Here is a 14,696-nt window from a genome sequence, read left to right as displayed (position 1 = left end):
CGCGCTCCGTCTACCGGCGCAGGCGCGATGCACGCGCCGCCTTGCGCTGCCGCTTCTGCCAACGGCTCACTGCGGCCGTCGCCAAGCTCGCAGCGCAGAGCACCACAAGCTGCCGGACCAGGTCCGCCGTTGCACGATCGACCCGCTGATCGCCCTTGTCGTTCGCTGCACCACCCTGTGTGGCCGGACGCACCGCGTGCGCCGCTGCATGGACATCGGTGCCCGCGTCGGCGACGGCGGCGCTCACCTTCGTCGCCTGGACCGCCTTGGTGCCCGCGACCGAGCCGTGCTCGTCGGCATAGACCTTGGTGAACTCGGCGCCCAAGAGGAAGATTTGCGCTGCGTAGTAGACCCACGCGAGCAGCACGACCAGGGAGCCCGCCGCGGCAAACGATTCGTTCACGCCGCTCTTGCCGAGGTACAGACCGATGCCGGTCTTGCCGATCTCGAACAGCACAGCCGTCACGACGGCGCCGATCCACACGTCGTGCCATTCGATCGAAGCGGTCGGCATGAACTTGAAGATCATCGCGAAGAGCAATGTGGTGATGGAAACCGACACCAGCACGTTCACCCCCGCCAGCACCACCTCCCAGCCCGGCAGCAGGCCGCCGGTGAGGCTGCCGAACGCGGCAACCCCGGCGCTCACGACGAGTGACACCATCAGCAGGAACGCCAGCCCCAGGATGAGCCCGAAGGACAGCACCCGGGCCCGGAGCAGCGCCCACACGCCGCTCGGCTTTTCTTTTTCGGGCACATGCCAGATGCGGTCGAGCGCGCTTTGCAGCTCGGCGAACACCGTGGTTGCGCCGACGAGCAGCACCGCGATGCTGATGGCCCCCGCAATCAGTCCCCGCGAGGGTTCGCTCGCGCTCTTGATCAGCCCCTGCACCGCGATAGCGCCGTCGCGCCCGATCAGTCCGGAGAGCTGCGCGACGATCTCGCCCTGCACCGCCTCACGCCCGAAGAGCGCTCCCGCGACGGCGATCACGATGACCAGCAGCGGTGCCAGCGAGAACATCGTGTAGTACGAAATGGCAGCGCCCATGCTGGGCGCAAAGTCGTCGATCCAGGCGTTGACGGCTTTTTTGCTGAGATCGAAGAGGTGCTTCGGGTGCATGGTGGCGTTCGGTAGAGTGATTCGATGATCGCCAATCGCCCTCCGGATTGAATGCGCCAAATCAGCGAAGCGAAGTAGGTGAATGGCTATCGCGCGGGGCGCTTCATCGTCCTGCCGGCGGGGCGATTGCGTTCCGCCATGAAGCCTTTCAGTCGCGTTGTGAGGCCCCATATTCGATGCATCGTCCGCATGCGGACTCCCACACCCGAAAGGCCAGCCCCATGAACCCCATCGTCCAGATCAAGCCCCTCGGCTTTCCGTGGGAGACGATCGATCCGTTCCTGTTCTGCGCGTACCACGACGACGCCTACCCGCAAGGCAACGGCGACATGGCCGTGGACGACGCGATGCTGGCGGGCCGCAACCTCGGCTCCGACTTCAGCCGCAAGGACGGCTTCAGCATGTACCACGGCAACCCCGTGCCGGGCTTCCCGGGCCATCCGCACCGCGGCTTCGAAACCGTGACGGTGGTGCGCAAGGGTCTGATCGACCACGCCGACTCGCTCGGCGCAGCCGCGCGCTTCGGTGGCGGCGACGTGCAGTGGCTCACGGCCGGCAAGGGCATCGTGCACGCCGAGATGTTCCCGCTGCTCGACACGGCCGCGCCGAACCCGCTCGAGCTGTTCCAGATCTGGCTGAACCTGCCGGCGCGCAACAAGATGGTCGCGCCGCACTTCACGATGTTCTGGGCCGAGGACATCCCGCACTTCACCGCGACCGACGACGAAGGCCGCAGCACCGACGTGTCGAGCGTGGCGGGCCGCATCGGCCCGGTCGACGGTGCGCCCGGCGCGGGCGGCCCGCTCGCGCCGCCACCCGATTCGTGGGCTTCGCAGCCCGATGCCGATCTCGCGATCTGGACGATCCGCATGGCGCCGGGCGCACGCTGGACGCTGCCGGCCGCCAGGGGCGACGGCACCCGCCGCACGCTGTATTTCTTCAAGGGCGCATCGGTCGCGATCGCCGGGCAAGAGGTCACGAGCCACGCGATGGTCGAGCTGCGCGCATCGGAGGCGGTCGAGCTGGTCAACGGGCACGACGAGGTCGCGGAATTCCTCGTGCTGCAGGGCCGCCCGATCGCCGAGCCGGTGGTGCAGTACGGACCGTTCGTGATGAACACGCAGGCCGAGATCGCGCAGACGATGCAGGACTACCGCCGCACCCAGTTCGGCGGCTGGCCCTGGAAGGACGAGGCGCCGGTGCACGGGCGCGATCCGGCCCGCTTCGCGCGGCACCCGGACGGGCGCGAAGAGCGGCCGGCGCCGGCCAGCGAAATCGCGGCCTGAGCTTTGCGGTCCAATGGCGCCATGGACTCACAGAATGCCGATCACGCCGCCGTCGACCGCCGCCTCGAAAACCTCGAAATCAAGGCCAGCTACACCGAGGATTTGCTGGAGCAGCTGAACTTGGCGGTGTACCGCCAGCAGCAGGTGATCGACAGCCTCGCGCTGCAGGTCGCGCAACTGCGCCAGCAGAGTCCGGAGCAAGGCGGCGGCGCGCGCACCCTGCTGGACGAGCTGCCGCCGCACTATTGAGGCGGCACTATCCGCCGGTCAGCACCGAGGCGACCAGCCACACGTTGGCCGCGCTGATCACGCCGAACAGCCCCCACGCGGCGAGTTTCACCACCGGCCCGTTGGCGAAGCCGCCCATCAGCGCGCGGTCGCTCGTGAAGCGGATGAGCGGCCACATCGCGAACGGCAGCTGGAAGCTCAGCACCACCTGGCTCAGCACCAGCATCTTGCCGACGCCGCCGTCGCCGAACCACCACACGCCGACGAAGGCCGGCACCAGGGCCAGGCCGCGCGTGATGACGCGTCGCTGCCAGCAGGGAATCTTGAGGTCGAGAAAGCCTTCCATCACGATCTGGCCGGCGATGGTGCCGGTGAAGGTCGAGCTCTGGCCCGAGGCGAGCAGCGCGATGCCGAACAGCGTGGCCGCGAACGCGCTGCCGACGATCGGCTCGATCAGGCGGTAGGCATCTTCGATCTCGGTCACCTCGCGGTGGCCCGTGCTGTTGAAGGCGCTGGCCGCCAGCACCATGATCGCGGCGTTCACCAGGAGCGCGAGCGACAGCGACACCACCGCATCGAGCGTGCAGAAGCGCACCGCCTCGCGCCGGCCGGCCTCGGTGGGCGCGATGAGCCGGGTCTGCACGATCGACGAGTGCAGGTAGAGGTTGTGCGGCATCACGGTCGCGCCGACCACGCCGATGGCCAGGTAGAGCGCGCCGGGCTGCTGGAGCCGCTCCAGGCTCGGCACGAAGCCCATCGCGACGCCGAACCAGTTGGGTTGCGACATCGCGAGCTCCACGACGAAGCAGCCGGCGATGGTGACGACGAGCCCCAACACGATCGCCTCGACACGCCGGAAGCCCGCGCCCTGCAGGCCGAGGACCAGCAGCGTGTCGAACGCGGTGATCGCGATGCCGACGGGGATCGACACGCCGAACAAGAGGTGCAGCGCCAGCGCGCTGCCGAGCACCTCGGCCAGGTCGCACGCCACGATGGCGAGCTCGGCGCCGAGCCACAGAAAGCGATTGACCGCGGGCGGATAGCGTTCGCGGCAGGCGCGCGCGAGGTCTTTCTGCGCGATCAGGCCGAGGCGCACGCAGAGCGTTTGCAACAACATCGCAGCCAGGCTCGCGAGCAGCACGACGAAGAGCAGCCCGTAGCCGAATTTCGAACCCGCCTCGATGTCGGTCGCCCAGTTGCCCGGGTCCATGTAGCCGACCGACACCAAGAGGCCCGGACCGGCGTAGCGCATCAATTTCTTGTGGAACGGCAAGCCGGGATCGACCGCGACGCTGCCCTTGACTTCGGAGGGGCAAAAAGGCGCGGTGGCGGTGCGGGGTAACGAAAACATGCGGCCGATGATAGGGGCCGCCGCCAGCGCTCGCGCCAGTGTTTCGCTATGGTTTTGATAGCTGGTGTCGCTGACTGGACGGGTGCCTGACGTTCTTTTCTTTTAGATTCGCAGGCTCAACTACAAACCGGAGCCACTCTCATGATCCACGTCGTCGCCGTCATCACCGCCAAGCCGGGCCAGCGCGCCGCATTGCTCGAAGCCTTTGCCGGCAACCGCGCCAACGTGCTGGCTGAAAAGGGCTGCATCGAATACTTCGCCACCATCGACGCGGCCGGCCTGCCCCCCTCCAAGGGCAGCTTTGGCGAAGACACCTTCGTCGTGCTGGAGAAGTGGGAAGACATGGCCGCCCTGCAAGCCCACGGCGCCGCGCCGCACATGGCTGCTTTCGGTGCGAAGACGAAGGAGCTGGCGGCAGCGCGTGTGATTCACATCCTCGACGCAGTCTGAAGCCTTCGCTGAAATGAAAAAACGCGCCGAGGGCGCGTTTTTTCGTGGTGCGGTCGACGCTTACTTCGACACGACCTTGACCATTTCGAGGCACTTGTTCGAGTAGCCCCACTCGTTGTCGTACCAGCTGATCAGCTTGACGAAAGTGCTGTCGAGCGCCAGGCCCGCTTCAGCGTCGAAGATCGAGGTGCGCGGGTCGCCACGGAAGTCGGTCGCGACGACCTTGTCTTCGGTGTAACCCAGCACGCCCTTGAGCGCGCCTTCGGACTGCGCCTTCATTTCGGCACAGATTTCCTTGTAGCTGGCTTCCTTGACGAGCTCGACCGTCAGGTCAACCACCGACACGTCGGAGGTCGGCACGCGAAAGCTCATGCCGGTGAGCTTCTTGTTGAGCTCGGGAATCACCACGCCCACGGCCTTGGCCGCGCCGGTGCTCGACGGGATGATGTTTTCCAGGATGCCGCGGCCGCCGCGCCAGTCCTTGTTGCTCGGGCCGTCGACGGTCTTTTGCGTCGCGGTGGTGGCGTGCACCGTGGTCATCAGGCCGCGCTTGATGCCCCACTTGTCGTTCAGCACCTTGGCCAGGGGCGCCAGCGCGTTGGTGGTGCAGCTGGCGTTGCTGATGATGGCTTCTCCCGCGTACTTCTTGTCGTTCACGCCGTACACGAACATCGGGGTGTCGTCCTTGCAGGGCGCCGACATGATGACCTTCTTGGCACCCGCGTCGATGTGCTTCTGGCAGGTTTCCTTGGTGAGGAACAGGCCGGTGGCTTCGAGCACGATGTCAGCACCGACCTCGTTCCACTTGAGCGCCGCCGGGTCGCGCTCCTGCGTGAGGCGGATCTTCTTGCCGTTGACGATCAGCGTGTGGCCGTCGACCGAAACCTCGCCCTTGAAGCGGCCGTGCACCGAGTCGTACTGGAGCATGTAGGCCAGGTAATCGGGCTCGAGCAGGTCGTTGATGGCAACGATCTCGATGTCGTTGTTGAAGTTCTGCACCGCTGCGCGCAGCACGTTGCGACCGATGCGGCCGAAGCCGTTGATACCGAGTTTGATAGCCATCTGACTTGCTCCTGAAAGTTGAAAAACAGAGTGGAAGGGCGCTCAGCCCTTGAGCACCGCTTCGACCGTGGCCGCTACGTTTTCCGGCGTGAAGCCGAAGTGCTTGAAGAGCTCCGGTGCCGGCGCCGACTCGCCAAAGGTGTCGATGCCGACCACGGCCGCGACGCCGTACTTCCACCAGCCGCCGGTGCAGCCCATTTCGACCGCGACGCGCGGCAGCTTCTTGGGCAGCACGGCCTTCTTGTAGGCCATGTCCTGGCGGTCGAAGGTGGTGGTCGAAGGCATCGACACCACGCGCACCGCGATCTTCTTCGTGGCCAGCAGCTTCTGCGCGGCGAGGGCGAGTTGCACTTCGGACCCGGTGGCGATGATCACGGCCACGGTCTTCTTGCTTTTGAGGCCGACCGCTTCGGGTTCAGACACCACGTAGGCGCCCTTGTTGATGTCGCTCAGGTCGGTCTTGGGCGCGTAGGCGATGTTCTGGCGGCTCAGCAAGAGGGCGGTCGGGCGCGACTGGTTCTGCAGCGCGACGGCCCAGGCCACGGCGGTCTCGGCCGTGTCGCCCGGCCGCCAGACGTCCAGGTTGGGGATGAGACGCAGCGAGGCAGCGTGCTCGATCGACTGGTGCGTCGGGCCGTCTTCGCCGAGGCCGATGGAGTCGTGCGTGAAGACATGGATCACGCGGCGCTTCATCAGCGCAGCCATGCGGATCGCATTGCGGCTGTAGTCGCTGAAGGTGAGGAAGGTGCCGCCGTAGGGGATGTAGCCGCCGTGCACGGCCACGCCGTTCATGACCGCGGCCATGCCGAATTCGCGCACGCCGTAGTTGATGTGGCGGCCGATCACGCCGTGCGGCGCAGGCGCTGCGTCGGTGGTGCTTTTCGGCTTGCTCTCGTCTTCGGCGCCTTGCTTGGCTGCCTCGTGAGGGGCGCCGAGCACCACGTCGCCGGTCTTCGGATCGACGCGGAACGGAGCGGTGCTCTTGGTGTTGGTGAGATTCGATCCGGTCAGGTCGGCGCTGCCGCCGAGCATCTCGGGCAACGCGGCCGTGAACGATTCCAGCGCGAGCTGGCTGGCTTTGCGGCTGGCCACGGTTTCGGCCTTGGTGTGGGCGGCGACGACGGTGTCGAACGCGACCTGGTGAAAGTTCTTCGGCAGTTCGCCCTTCATGCGGCGCGTGAACTCGGCGGCGAGGTCGGGGAAGGCGGCGCCGTAGGCGGCGAACTTCTCGTTCCACTCGGCTTCGACCTTGGCGCCCGCAGCCTGGTGGTTCCAGTCGTCGGCGACGATCTGCGGGATCTCGAAGGCCGGTTCGGTCCAGCCGATCGCCTCACGCGTGAGCTTGATTTCTTCGGCGCCCAGCGCCTCGCCGTGCGCCTTGGCGGTGCCGGCGCGGTTCGGGCTGCCCTTGCCGATCACCGTCTTGCAGATGATGAGCGTGGGCTTGTTGTCGCTGTTCTTCTTCGCCTTCGCGATGGCCTTGGACACGTCTTTCGCGTCGTTGCCGTCGATCGTGCCGATCACGTTCCAGCCGTGGGCCTCGAAGCGCTCTTTGGTGTTGTCGATGAACCAGGGCTTGACCTGGCCGTCGATGCTGATGCCGTTGTCGTCGTACAGCGCGATCAGCTTGCCGAGGCGCCAGGCACCGGCCAGGCCGGCGGCTTCGTGGCTGATGCCTTCCATCATGCAACCGTCGCCCAGGAAGGCGTAGGTGTGGTGGTCGACGATCTCGTGGCCCTTGCGATTGAACTCGGCAGCGAGCAGCTTTTCGGCCAGCGCCATGCCCACTGCGTTGGTGATGCCCTGGCCCAGCGGACCGGTGGTGGTTTCCACGCCCGGCGTGACGTCGATCTCCGGATGGCCCGGCGTCTTGCTGTGCAGCTGGCGGAAGTTCTTGATCTCCGACATCGGGAGGTCGTAGCCGCTGAGGTGCAGCACGGCGTACAACATCATCGACGCGTGGCCGTTCGACAGCACGAAGCGGTCGCGGTCGAACCAGTGCGGATTGGCCGGGTTGAAGCGCAGGTGATCGCCCCACAGCGCGACCGCCATGTCGGCCATCCCCATCGGCGCCCCCGGATGCCCGGAGTTGGCTTGTTGGACGGCGTCCATTGCCAACGCGCGGATCGCGTTGGCCATCAGGGCTTGGTTGGCCATGTCGGGGGGCTTTCGGGGGAGAAGGTTGCGGGGAGCCCATGATTTTAGTTGGCTCCGCAAAACTCGTTGTTTCGCTGCCAGAAACGCCACGGAACCGGCTTCGCCGGGCCGTCGGTGTTGCCCCCGGTAGGGGGTTGGCGAAGGCGACACGAAGTGCGCCGCAGCCTGGGGGCGAGCTACATTTAGGCGGATGCACGGCCTGCACCTCACCGCCGACCTCCACGATTGCCAGTGCCATGCGCGCTGGCTGCTCGATGCCGATGCGCTCGGCGCCGCCTGCCTCGACGCGATCGCGGGCGCGGGCCTGCAGGCTGTCGGCCAGCTCTTGCACACCTTTCCGGCCACGTCGCACGGGCCGGGCGGCGTGACGGCGACGGTGCTGCTGGCCGAGTCGCATCTGTGCATCCACACCTGGCCCGAACGGCGCGCGGTGACGCTCGATGTGTACGTCTGCAATGTCGGCGGCGACCATTCGGCGCGGGCGCATGCGCTGCTCGACGCGTTGCTCGTGCTTTTCTCGCCCGCGCACACGGAGCGCCATGCGCTCACGCGGGGCACCGTGGCAGGGGTGGACGCATGACGATCAAGGCCATGATCCTCGCCGCCGGTCGGGGTGAGCGCATGCGCCCACTGACCGACGCCACGCCCAAGCCGCTGCTCGCGGTGCGCGGCAAGCCGCTGATGCAGTGGCCGCTGGACGCCCTGGCGGCGGGCGGCTTCGCCGATCTGGTGGTCAACACGGCCTGGCTCGGCGAACAGATTTCGGATCGTTTCGCAGCGCGGTCGATTTCCTGGTCGCACGAGGGTCGCGACTTCGGCGGCGCCCTCGAAACAGCCGGCGGTATCGTGCGCGCACTGCCGGTGCTGGGCGATGTGTTCTGGGTGGCGGCGGGCGACGTGTTCGCGCCGGATTTCGTTTTCACGCAGCACGCGGTCGACCGCTTCGTGGCGAGCGACAAGCTCGCGCACCTGTGGCTGGTGCCGAACCCGGCGCACAACCCGAAGGGCGACTTCGGCCTGTCGCCCCAAGGGCTCGCGCGCAACCAGAACGATGGCGAGCGCTTCACCTTCTCGACCATCGGCCTCTATCGCGCCGCCCTTTTTGCGCCGCCGTACTGCGCCCTCCCGACCGGCAACCCTTTCGGCGCCAAAGCCCCGCTGGCCCCGATCCTGCGTGCCGCGATGGACAATGAACTCGTGAGCGCCGAGCGCTACACCGGCGCATGGACCGATGTCGGCACCCCCGAGCGACTGCAGCAACTGAACACGCCATGACGAACACCTCGCTTTATGCCGCGCGCCGTGCGCGCCTCGCCTCGCAACTGGGCCGCGACGGCATCGCCATCGTGCCGACCGCACTGGAACGCCCGCGCAATCGCGACTCCGACTTCCTGTTTCGGCACGACAGCTACTTCTATTACCTGACCGGCTTCACCGAGCCGAACGCCTGGTTGCTGCTTGCCGGCGACGGCCGCGCCACCGTGTTCTGCGCGCCGAAAGACCGGGAGCGCGAGATCTGGGACGGCTTTCGCCTCGGCCCCGATGCGGCACCCGAAACTCTCGGCGTCGACGAAGCGTTGTCGGTCGACCTGCTCGACAGCAAGCTGCCGAAGCTGCTCGAGAACAAGGCCGTGGTCTGGTATCCGTTTGCGACGCACAAGGGGCTGGAAACCCGCGTCGACGGCTGGCTGCAGTCGGTGCGCGCGCGCGTGCGCTTCGGCGCCCTGTGCCCCGAAGAGCAACGCGACCTCTGCGGTCCGCTCGACGAGATGCGATTGATCAAGGACGCGCACGAGCAGGACGTGATGCGCCGCGCCGGCGAGATCAGCGCACGCGCCCACATCCGCGCGATGCAGCTCAGCGCACGCATGCTGCGCGAAGGCAAGGACGTGCGCGAATACCACCTCGATGCCGAGCTGCTGCACGAGTTCCGCCTCGGCGGCTCGCAGTACCCGGCGTACAGCTCGATCGTGGCCGCGGGCGCCAACGCCTGCGTACTGCACTATCGCGCCGACGCCGCGCCGGTGCGGGCCGGCGAGCTGGTGCTGATCGACGCCGGCTGCGAGCTCGACAGCTACGCCAGCGACATCACCCGCACCTTTCCGGCCAACGGCCAATTCACCGGCCCGCAGCGCGTGCTGTACGACCTGGTGCTCGCCAGCCAGGAAGCCGCCGTCGCGGCGACGAAGGCCGGCAACCGCTTCAACGACCCGCACGACGCCACCGTGCGCGTGCTCTCGCAAGGCATGCTGGACGTCGGCCTGCTCGATGGCAACAAGGTCGGCAATGTCGACGACGTGATCGAGAAGCGCGCCTACTTTCCGTTCTACATGCACCGCACCAGCCACTGGCTCGGCATGGACGTGCACGACTGCGGCAGCTACGTCGAGCCCACGCAGGTCGGCGAGATCAGCGAGCGGCGCGACCCGCTCTCGGGCGAGACGATCCAGAACCGGCCGAGCCGCATCCTGCATCCGGGCATGGTGCTGACCATCGAACCCGGCATTTACGTGCGGCCCGGCGAGGGTGTGCCGGAGCGCTTCCACCACATCGGTATCCGCATCGAGGACGACGCGATCGTGACGGCGACCGGGTGCGAACTGGTGTCGCGTGGCGTGCCGGTGAACGGGGACGAGATCGAGGCGTTGATGCGGGCCTAGCCCGCCAGCACTCTGTGCGCCCATCCGGGCAACCACGGCCCGTGCGGTTGCACGGTCCCATGGACGACCGAGGCCACGAGGTGCGGCCCTCCGGTGTCGACATCGACGCCGTCGAACAGCATGGCCAGCGGCACGCGCCGCACGGCGATACGCAGGTTCTCGAGGGTGCGCGGATAGCGCGCAAGAACCTTGTTGGCGGGCACGCTGTGACCGCCTTCATGGACGCGCTGCTGCACCCGGTCGAGCAGCCGTCGCGGTTCGTCGATGCACACCACATACAGCGCCACTTCGAAGCCGCGTGCTGCCGCGTCGTCGAGCAGCGTCAGTTTCGACGGGTGCGAGAAGACCGTTTCACTCACGAAGGACTCGCCGCGCGCGAGGTGCGCCTCGCGCTGCGCATCGGCCCAGGCACGGGCCGCCGCGGAGCGCTGCAGCGCGTTGCGGATGTGGCTCAGTGCATCGCGCTCGTACAGGTCGGCGTTGACGAAGGTCAGTTGCGGACAGCGCGGCTGGATCAGATAGCGGTACAGCGTGGACTTGCCCGCGCCGTTCGGGCCAGCAATGAGGTGCAGGACCGGCATGCGGTCAGCGCTGCACGCTCAGGCGGCCTTGCGCGAGCGGGTGCGCGGCGTGGCCCGGCTTCGGTTCTCGCCGATCGCTGCCTTGGCGCGTTCGGCCAGCGCGCCCGATTGCGCCAGCGCGATCACGTGACCATGCAACGCGCCGAGCTCGTCCGACAACGGCTTGTCGGATTCGAAAGCTGCCAGCCGATAAGCCGCATCTTCTTCGCGCGCGATGAGCGCACGGCTGTCCTGGATCGACAAGCCGGCATGCTCCAGCGCACGCCCGAGCGTGGCCCAGTATTCGATCTGGCTGGCCACCGACCGGCGCATGGGTTGCGCTGCGTCACGCGCCTGGTCGACCAGGGCGGCGGGCAACTTGACGGAAGAGAACGGGGTGGCATTGGCCATGGACATCTCCTTGATGGCGCATTTTGCGCCAATCGGAATTTCCAGGTCAACGCTCAGGTGATCGAGCCTGCGAGATGCCCGCGCGTGAACGCCTCTTCGAAGACCGAATAGCCCGACCAGTCTGCATGCGCGAAAGCCAGCCTTCCGGCAGCCACGGTCGCCGGCGCCGGCTGTGATCCGAGTTGGCGCAGAAGCCCCGGCGCGGGCATCGCCATCGCGTGGCCGTAGCGCGTGATGTCGACGCGCGTTGCGAGTGCCGGCAATTCCGGATGCGGCACCGACAGCTCGGCCAGCAGCTCGTCGCGCCAACCCGCCCACGGCCGCTCGAGCAACTGGCGTCGGCCGTCGCCCATGTCGTACGTACTGGGGCCGAGCGGCCGGTACCAGCTCAGCACCGTGGCGGCCGGCGTCGGGTCAAGCGTCTGGTGACGCGCATCGACGTAGCCCAGGCCGCGCGTGCCGTAGACGACGTTGTCCCAGCTCCGCGCGGCGCCATGCGCGTTGTCGGCCAGCGGCGCGCGGATGTGCACGTTGGCGACCAGCCAGGGCGCGTAGCGCAGGTGCGCGGCCGCATGACGCAACACCTCGGGCGGGTTCTCGATCACGCGCGCGGCGATGAAGACCGGCAGCGCGACGATGCAGCGCTCGGCCTGCCAGCGCACCGTCGTCTGGGTGGCGACATCGAATGCGTCGACCTCGATGCCGGTGCGGCTTTCGGCGATGCGCGTCACCGCGTGTGCGCGCTTCAACCGATCGCCCAGCGGCTCGGCCAGCTGGCGCGTGAGCCAGCCATTGCCTTCGGGCCAGGTAAGGACCGAATCGCGCTCGGCGTTGTCATCGCCGGGCGCATGAAAACCGTGCCGGCTGGCGAAGTAGTGGATGCCGGCCCAGGCCGAGACGTGCGCGAGGCCGGCGCCGTAGTCGTCACGGCAGCAGTAGTCGAGGTACCAGCGCAGATGCGGATCGTCGAGGCCTTCACGCGCGAGCCACGCGTCGAAGGTCAGCGCATCGAGCGCGAGCAGTGCGGGCGTCGGGGCGAGCTTGGCCATCGGGATCTGGAAGTGGGCCTCGCGCTGCAGCGTCTCGACGCGGCGCGCGAACAGCCGGTACTGCGCGAGCGTCGACGGATCGACGCCCTGCACCGGCAGCAAGCCGTCCTGCCATTCGCCGCGAAAGAAAATGCGCTCCTGCGGGCTGTGGCACAGGTGGCGCTCGTCGTATTCCCAACGGCCGGCGACGCGACGACGCAAGCCGAGTTCTTCGAGCAGATCCTGCACCTCGCTCGCCTCGTCGCCCGGGACCGGCAAGTAGTGCGCGCCGAGCGGACAGGCGATGCCAGCGACGCTGCCGCCCCGGCTGTTGCCGCCGGCCGTGTCCTCCAGTTCGAGGAGCACGAAATCCTCGACCCCCGCCAGCCGCAGCGCACGGGCCGCCGCGAGCCCGGCGACGCCGCCGCCAGCGACGACGACGCGCGTGCGGCGCACGGTATCGGGTGCTGCGCCGCGCAGCGTGCGGTCGCGCAGCGCGTGCCCGCGTGCGAGATCGATGCCGGTGAATCCGCCTTCGATCGGCGCGGGTGCTTCACAACCGGCCAGCGCCAACGTGCCCGCGGTGACGGCGAGGAAATCGCGCCGCTTCAATGCGCGGCCACCTTGCCCCACTCCTGCTCGTACGTGGTGACCAGGGTCTGGTTCGACAGGCGGTTCACCTCGGTCGGCACACGCGCCATGTCCTTCGGGAAGTCGAACAGCAGCGGCAGCGTTTGCACCGTCAGAAAGCGCAAGCCATCGGGCAACGCATCGGACAGGCGGAACGGCCGCCGGCTCGCGACGATGTAGCCCCATTCGCCGAAGCTCGGCACATGCGCGTGATAGGGCGTCGCGACGAGGCCGACCGATTCGATCGTCGTCGCCACGGTCCAGAAGCTCTTGCGCGCGACCAGCGGCGACGTGGTCTGGATCACGGCATAGCCACTCGCGCTCAACCGCTTGTCGAGCAGCGCGTAGAAGCTGTTCGTGTAGAGCTTGCCGATCGCGAAATTGGTGGGGTCGGGGAAGTCCACGACGATCACATCGAACACCTCGCCCGGTTGCTGCAGCCACTGAAACGCATCGGTGTTGACGATCTTCACCTTCGGCGATTTGAGCGCTCCGCCGTTCAACGCTGCCAGCGTTTCGTGGTCGGAAAAAAGCGTCGTCATGTTCGGGTCGAGCTCAACCAGCGTGATCGACTCCACAGACGGGTACTTCAGGATTTCACGCACCGCCATGCCGTCGCCGCCGCCCAGCACCGCGACCTTTTTCGGCGCGCCCTGCGCCGCCATCACCGGATGCACGAGCGCCTCGTGATAGCGGTACTCGTCGCGCTCGGCGAACTGCAGGTTGCCGTTCAGGAACAGGCGATGCCCGAGCAGTCCGCGCGTGACGACGATGCGTTGATACGGCGAGGTCGCGCTGAAGACGATGCGGTCCTGATAGAACTTGTCTTCGGCCAATGTGGTGATGTGGTTGGCGAAAACGAAGGCCGTGGCCAGTGCCGCGAGCGCCAGCCCACAGGCCAGCGCATGCGCGCCGAAGCGACGCAACTCGTGGCGGAACAGCCAGAGCGCCCACACCGCCACCGCCGCGTTCATGAAGCCGAAGAGCAGGCCCGTGCGGATCATGCCGAGCTGCGGCACCAGGATGAGCGGAAACGCGACCGACACCGCGAGCGCACCGAGGTAGTCGAAGGTAAGCACCTGCGACACCAGGTCCTTCAGCACCACGTTGCGCTTGAGGATGCGCATGACCAGCGGAATCTCCAGCCCGACCAGCGTGCCGACCACCATCACGAGTCCGTAGAGCAGCAGCCTGAATGCACCGGGCAGGTAGGCGTTGGCGATAAAGAGCAGCGCCGGCAGCGCCCCACCGACCAGCGCGACCATCAGTTCGATGCGCAGGAAGTGCGCGGGCAACTGCCGCTCGAAATAGCGCGAGAGCCACGAGCCCACGCCCATGGCGAAGAGATAGGTACCGATGATGGTGCTGAACTGCAGCACCGAGTCGCCGAGCAGGTACGAGCTGAGCGCCGCTGCGCTCAGCTCGTACACCAGGCCGCAGGCCGCGACGACGAAGACGCTGGCGAGCAGCGCGATCTCGACGGGTTGCGGGCCGGGTCGCCGCGACCCGCTCACGACGCCGCCGCCGCTCAATGGATGGCGGCCGCCACGATGATGCAGATGCCGAGGCTCATCGCGGCCACGACCAGCGCGAGCGCCACGTTCTGCTTCTCGACGATCTCGCTCCAGAGATCGTACGGCGTGATCTTGTCGATGATGAGGAAGCACAGCCAGAAGATCAGCACGCCGATCAACGCGAAGACCAGCGACGACAGGATCACGCCCGGCTTCAGATATTCAAATCCCATGATGAG

At 67.2% G+C, this 14,696-nt stretch carries 15 protein-coding genes; 6 read left to right on the top strand and 9 right to left on the bottom strand.

Features of this window, described 5'->3' with window-relative positions; genetic code table 11:
- Positions 1-10 precede the first annotated feature (10 nt).
- A complete protein-coding gene (locus tag AX767_RS10795) occupies positions 11-1,120 on the bottom strand; it encodes a YihY/virulence factor BrkB family protein (RefSeq protein ID WP_068631200.1) in 1,110 nt (369 codons plus the stop codon).
- A 221-nt stretch (positions 1,121-1,341) separates the two neighbouring features.
- On the opposite strand from AX767_RS10795, the gene AX767_RS10790 reads away from it, so the two are divergent.
- A complete protein-coding gene (locus tag AX767_RS10790) occupies positions 1,342-2,406 on the top strand; it encodes a pirin family protein (RefSeq protein WP_068631197.1) in 1,065 nt (354 codons plus the stop codon).
- Between the two features lie 21 nt (positions 2,407-2,427).
- Positions 2,428-2,655, top strand: coding sequence for a SlyX family protein (locus tag AX767_RS10785; RefSeq protein ID WP_068631195.1), 228 nt, complete (start codon positions 2,428-2,430; stop codon positions 2,653-2,655).
- A gap of 7 nt (positions 2,656-2,662) precedes the next feature.
- On the opposite strand, the gene AX767_RS10780 is transcribed toward AX767_RS10785, so the two are convergent.
- A complete protein-coding gene (locus tag AX767_RS10780; protein WP_068631192.1) occupies positions 2,663-3,985 on the bottom strand; it encodes an Nramp family divalent metal transporter in 1,323 nt (440 codons plus the stop codon).
- 141 nt (positions 3,986-4,126) lie between these two features.
- Here AX767_RS10780 and AX767_RS10775 point away from each other — a divergent pair, with 141 nt between their 5' ends.
- Positions 4,127-4,435, top strand: coding sequence for a putative quinol monooxygenase (locus AX767_RS10775; RefSeq protein ID WP_068631190.1), 309 nt, complete (start codon positions 4,127-4,129; stop codon positions 4,433-4,435).
- 60 nt (positions 4,436-4,495) lie between these two features.
- Here AX767_RS10775 and gap read toward each other — a convergent pair whose 3' ends face one another.
- On the bottom strand, positions 4,496-5,497 hold the full coding sequence (gap, locus tag AX767_RS10770) for a type I glyceraldehyde-3-phosphate dehydrogenase (RefSeq protein ID WP_068631188.1): 1,002 nt from the start codon (positions 5,495-5,497) through the stop codon (positions 4,496-4,498).
- A 42-nt stretch (positions 5,498-5,539) separates the two neighbouring features.
- Positions 5,540-7,654 (bottom strand): transketolase family protein, encoded by a 2,115-nt coding sequence (locus AX767_RS10765; RefSeq protein ID WP_068631186.1) that lies wholly within the window; start codon positions 7,652-7,654, stop codon positions 5,540-5,542.
- A gap of 190 nt (positions 7,655-7,844) precedes the next feature.
- Here AX767_RS10765 and AX767_RS10760 point away from each other — a divergent pair, with 190 nt between their 5' ends.
- From AX767_RS10760 to AX767_RS10750, 3 genes are read left to right on the top strand one after another with little or no spacing between them, the layout of a single operon-like run.
- Positions 7,845-8,234: an S-adenosylmethionine decarboxylase family protein gene (locus AX767_RS10760; protein WP_068631184.1), complete on the top strand. Its 390-nt coding sequence runs from the start codon at positions 7,845-7,847 to the stop codon at positions 8,232-8,234.
- 11 nt (positions 8,235-8,245) lie between these two features.
- Positions 8,246-8,929: a nucleotidyltransferase family protein gene (locus tag AX767_RS10755; RefSeq protein ID WP_068633589.1), complete on the top strand. Its 684-nt coding sequence runs from the start codon at positions 8,246-8,248 to the stop codon at positions 8,927-8,929.
- Positions 8,926-10,314, top strand: a complete 1,389-nt coding sequence (locus AX767_RS10750; RefSeq protein WP_068631182.1) for an aminopeptidase P N-terminal domain-containing protein — start codon at positions 8,926-8,928, stop codon at positions 10,312-10,314. Before AX767_RS10755 ends, AX767_RS10750 begins: the two co-directional genes overlap by 4 nt.
- Here AX767_RS10750 and AX767_RS10745 read toward each other — a convergent pair.
- From AX767_RS10745 to AX767_RS10725, 5 genes are read right to left on the bottom strand one after another with little or no spacing between them, the layout of a single operon-like run.
- On the bottom strand, positions 10,311-10,895 hold the full coding sequence (locus AX767_RS10745) for an AAA family ATPase (protein WP_068631180.1): 585 nt from the start codon (positions 10,893-10,895) through the stop codon (positions 10,311-10,313). The genes AX767_RS10750 and AX767_RS10745 overlap by 4 nt on opposite strands.
- 18 nt (positions 10,896-10,913) lie before the next feature.
- Positions 10,914-11,285 (bottom strand): TA system antitoxin ParD family protein, encoded by a 372-nt coding sequence (locus AX767_RS10740; protein WP_068633586.1) that lies wholly within the window; start codon positions 11,283-11,285, stop codon positions 10,914-10,916.
- 53 nt (positions 11,286-11,338) lie between these two features.
- Positions 11,339-12,925 carry an FAD-dependent oxidoreductase gene (locus tag AX767_RS10735; RefSeq protein ID WP_068633584.1) on the bottom strand — a complete coding sequence of 529 codons (1,587 nt, stop codon included), beginning with the start codon at positions 12,923-12,925 and terminating at the stop codon, positions 11,339-11,341.
- Entirely contained in the window at positions 12,922-14,475 is a 1,554-nt protein-coding gene (locus AX767_RS10730; RefSeq protein ID WP_068631178.1) for a polyamine aminopropyltransferase, read from the bottom strand. Before AX767_RS10730 ends, AX767_RS10735 begins: the two co-directional genes overlap by 4 nt.
- Complete coding sequence (locus tag AX767_RS10725) at positions 14,472-14,690, bottom strand: DUF350 domain-containing protein (protein ID WP_068631176.1); 219 nt, start codon at positions 14,688-14,690, stop codon at positions 14,472-14,474. The genes AX767_RS10730 and AX767_RS10725 overlap by 4 nt, the downstream gene beginning before the upstream one ends.
- Between the last annotated feature and the right edge of the window lie 6 nt (positions 14,691-14,696).

The organism is Variovorax sp. PAMC 28711 (assembly GCF_001577265.1).
Taxonomy (GTDB): domain Bacteria; phylum Pseudomonadota; class Gammaproteobacteria; order Burkholderiales; family Burkholderiaceae_C; genus Variovorax.
This window is presented reverse-complemented; position numbering and strand designations above follow the sequence as displayed.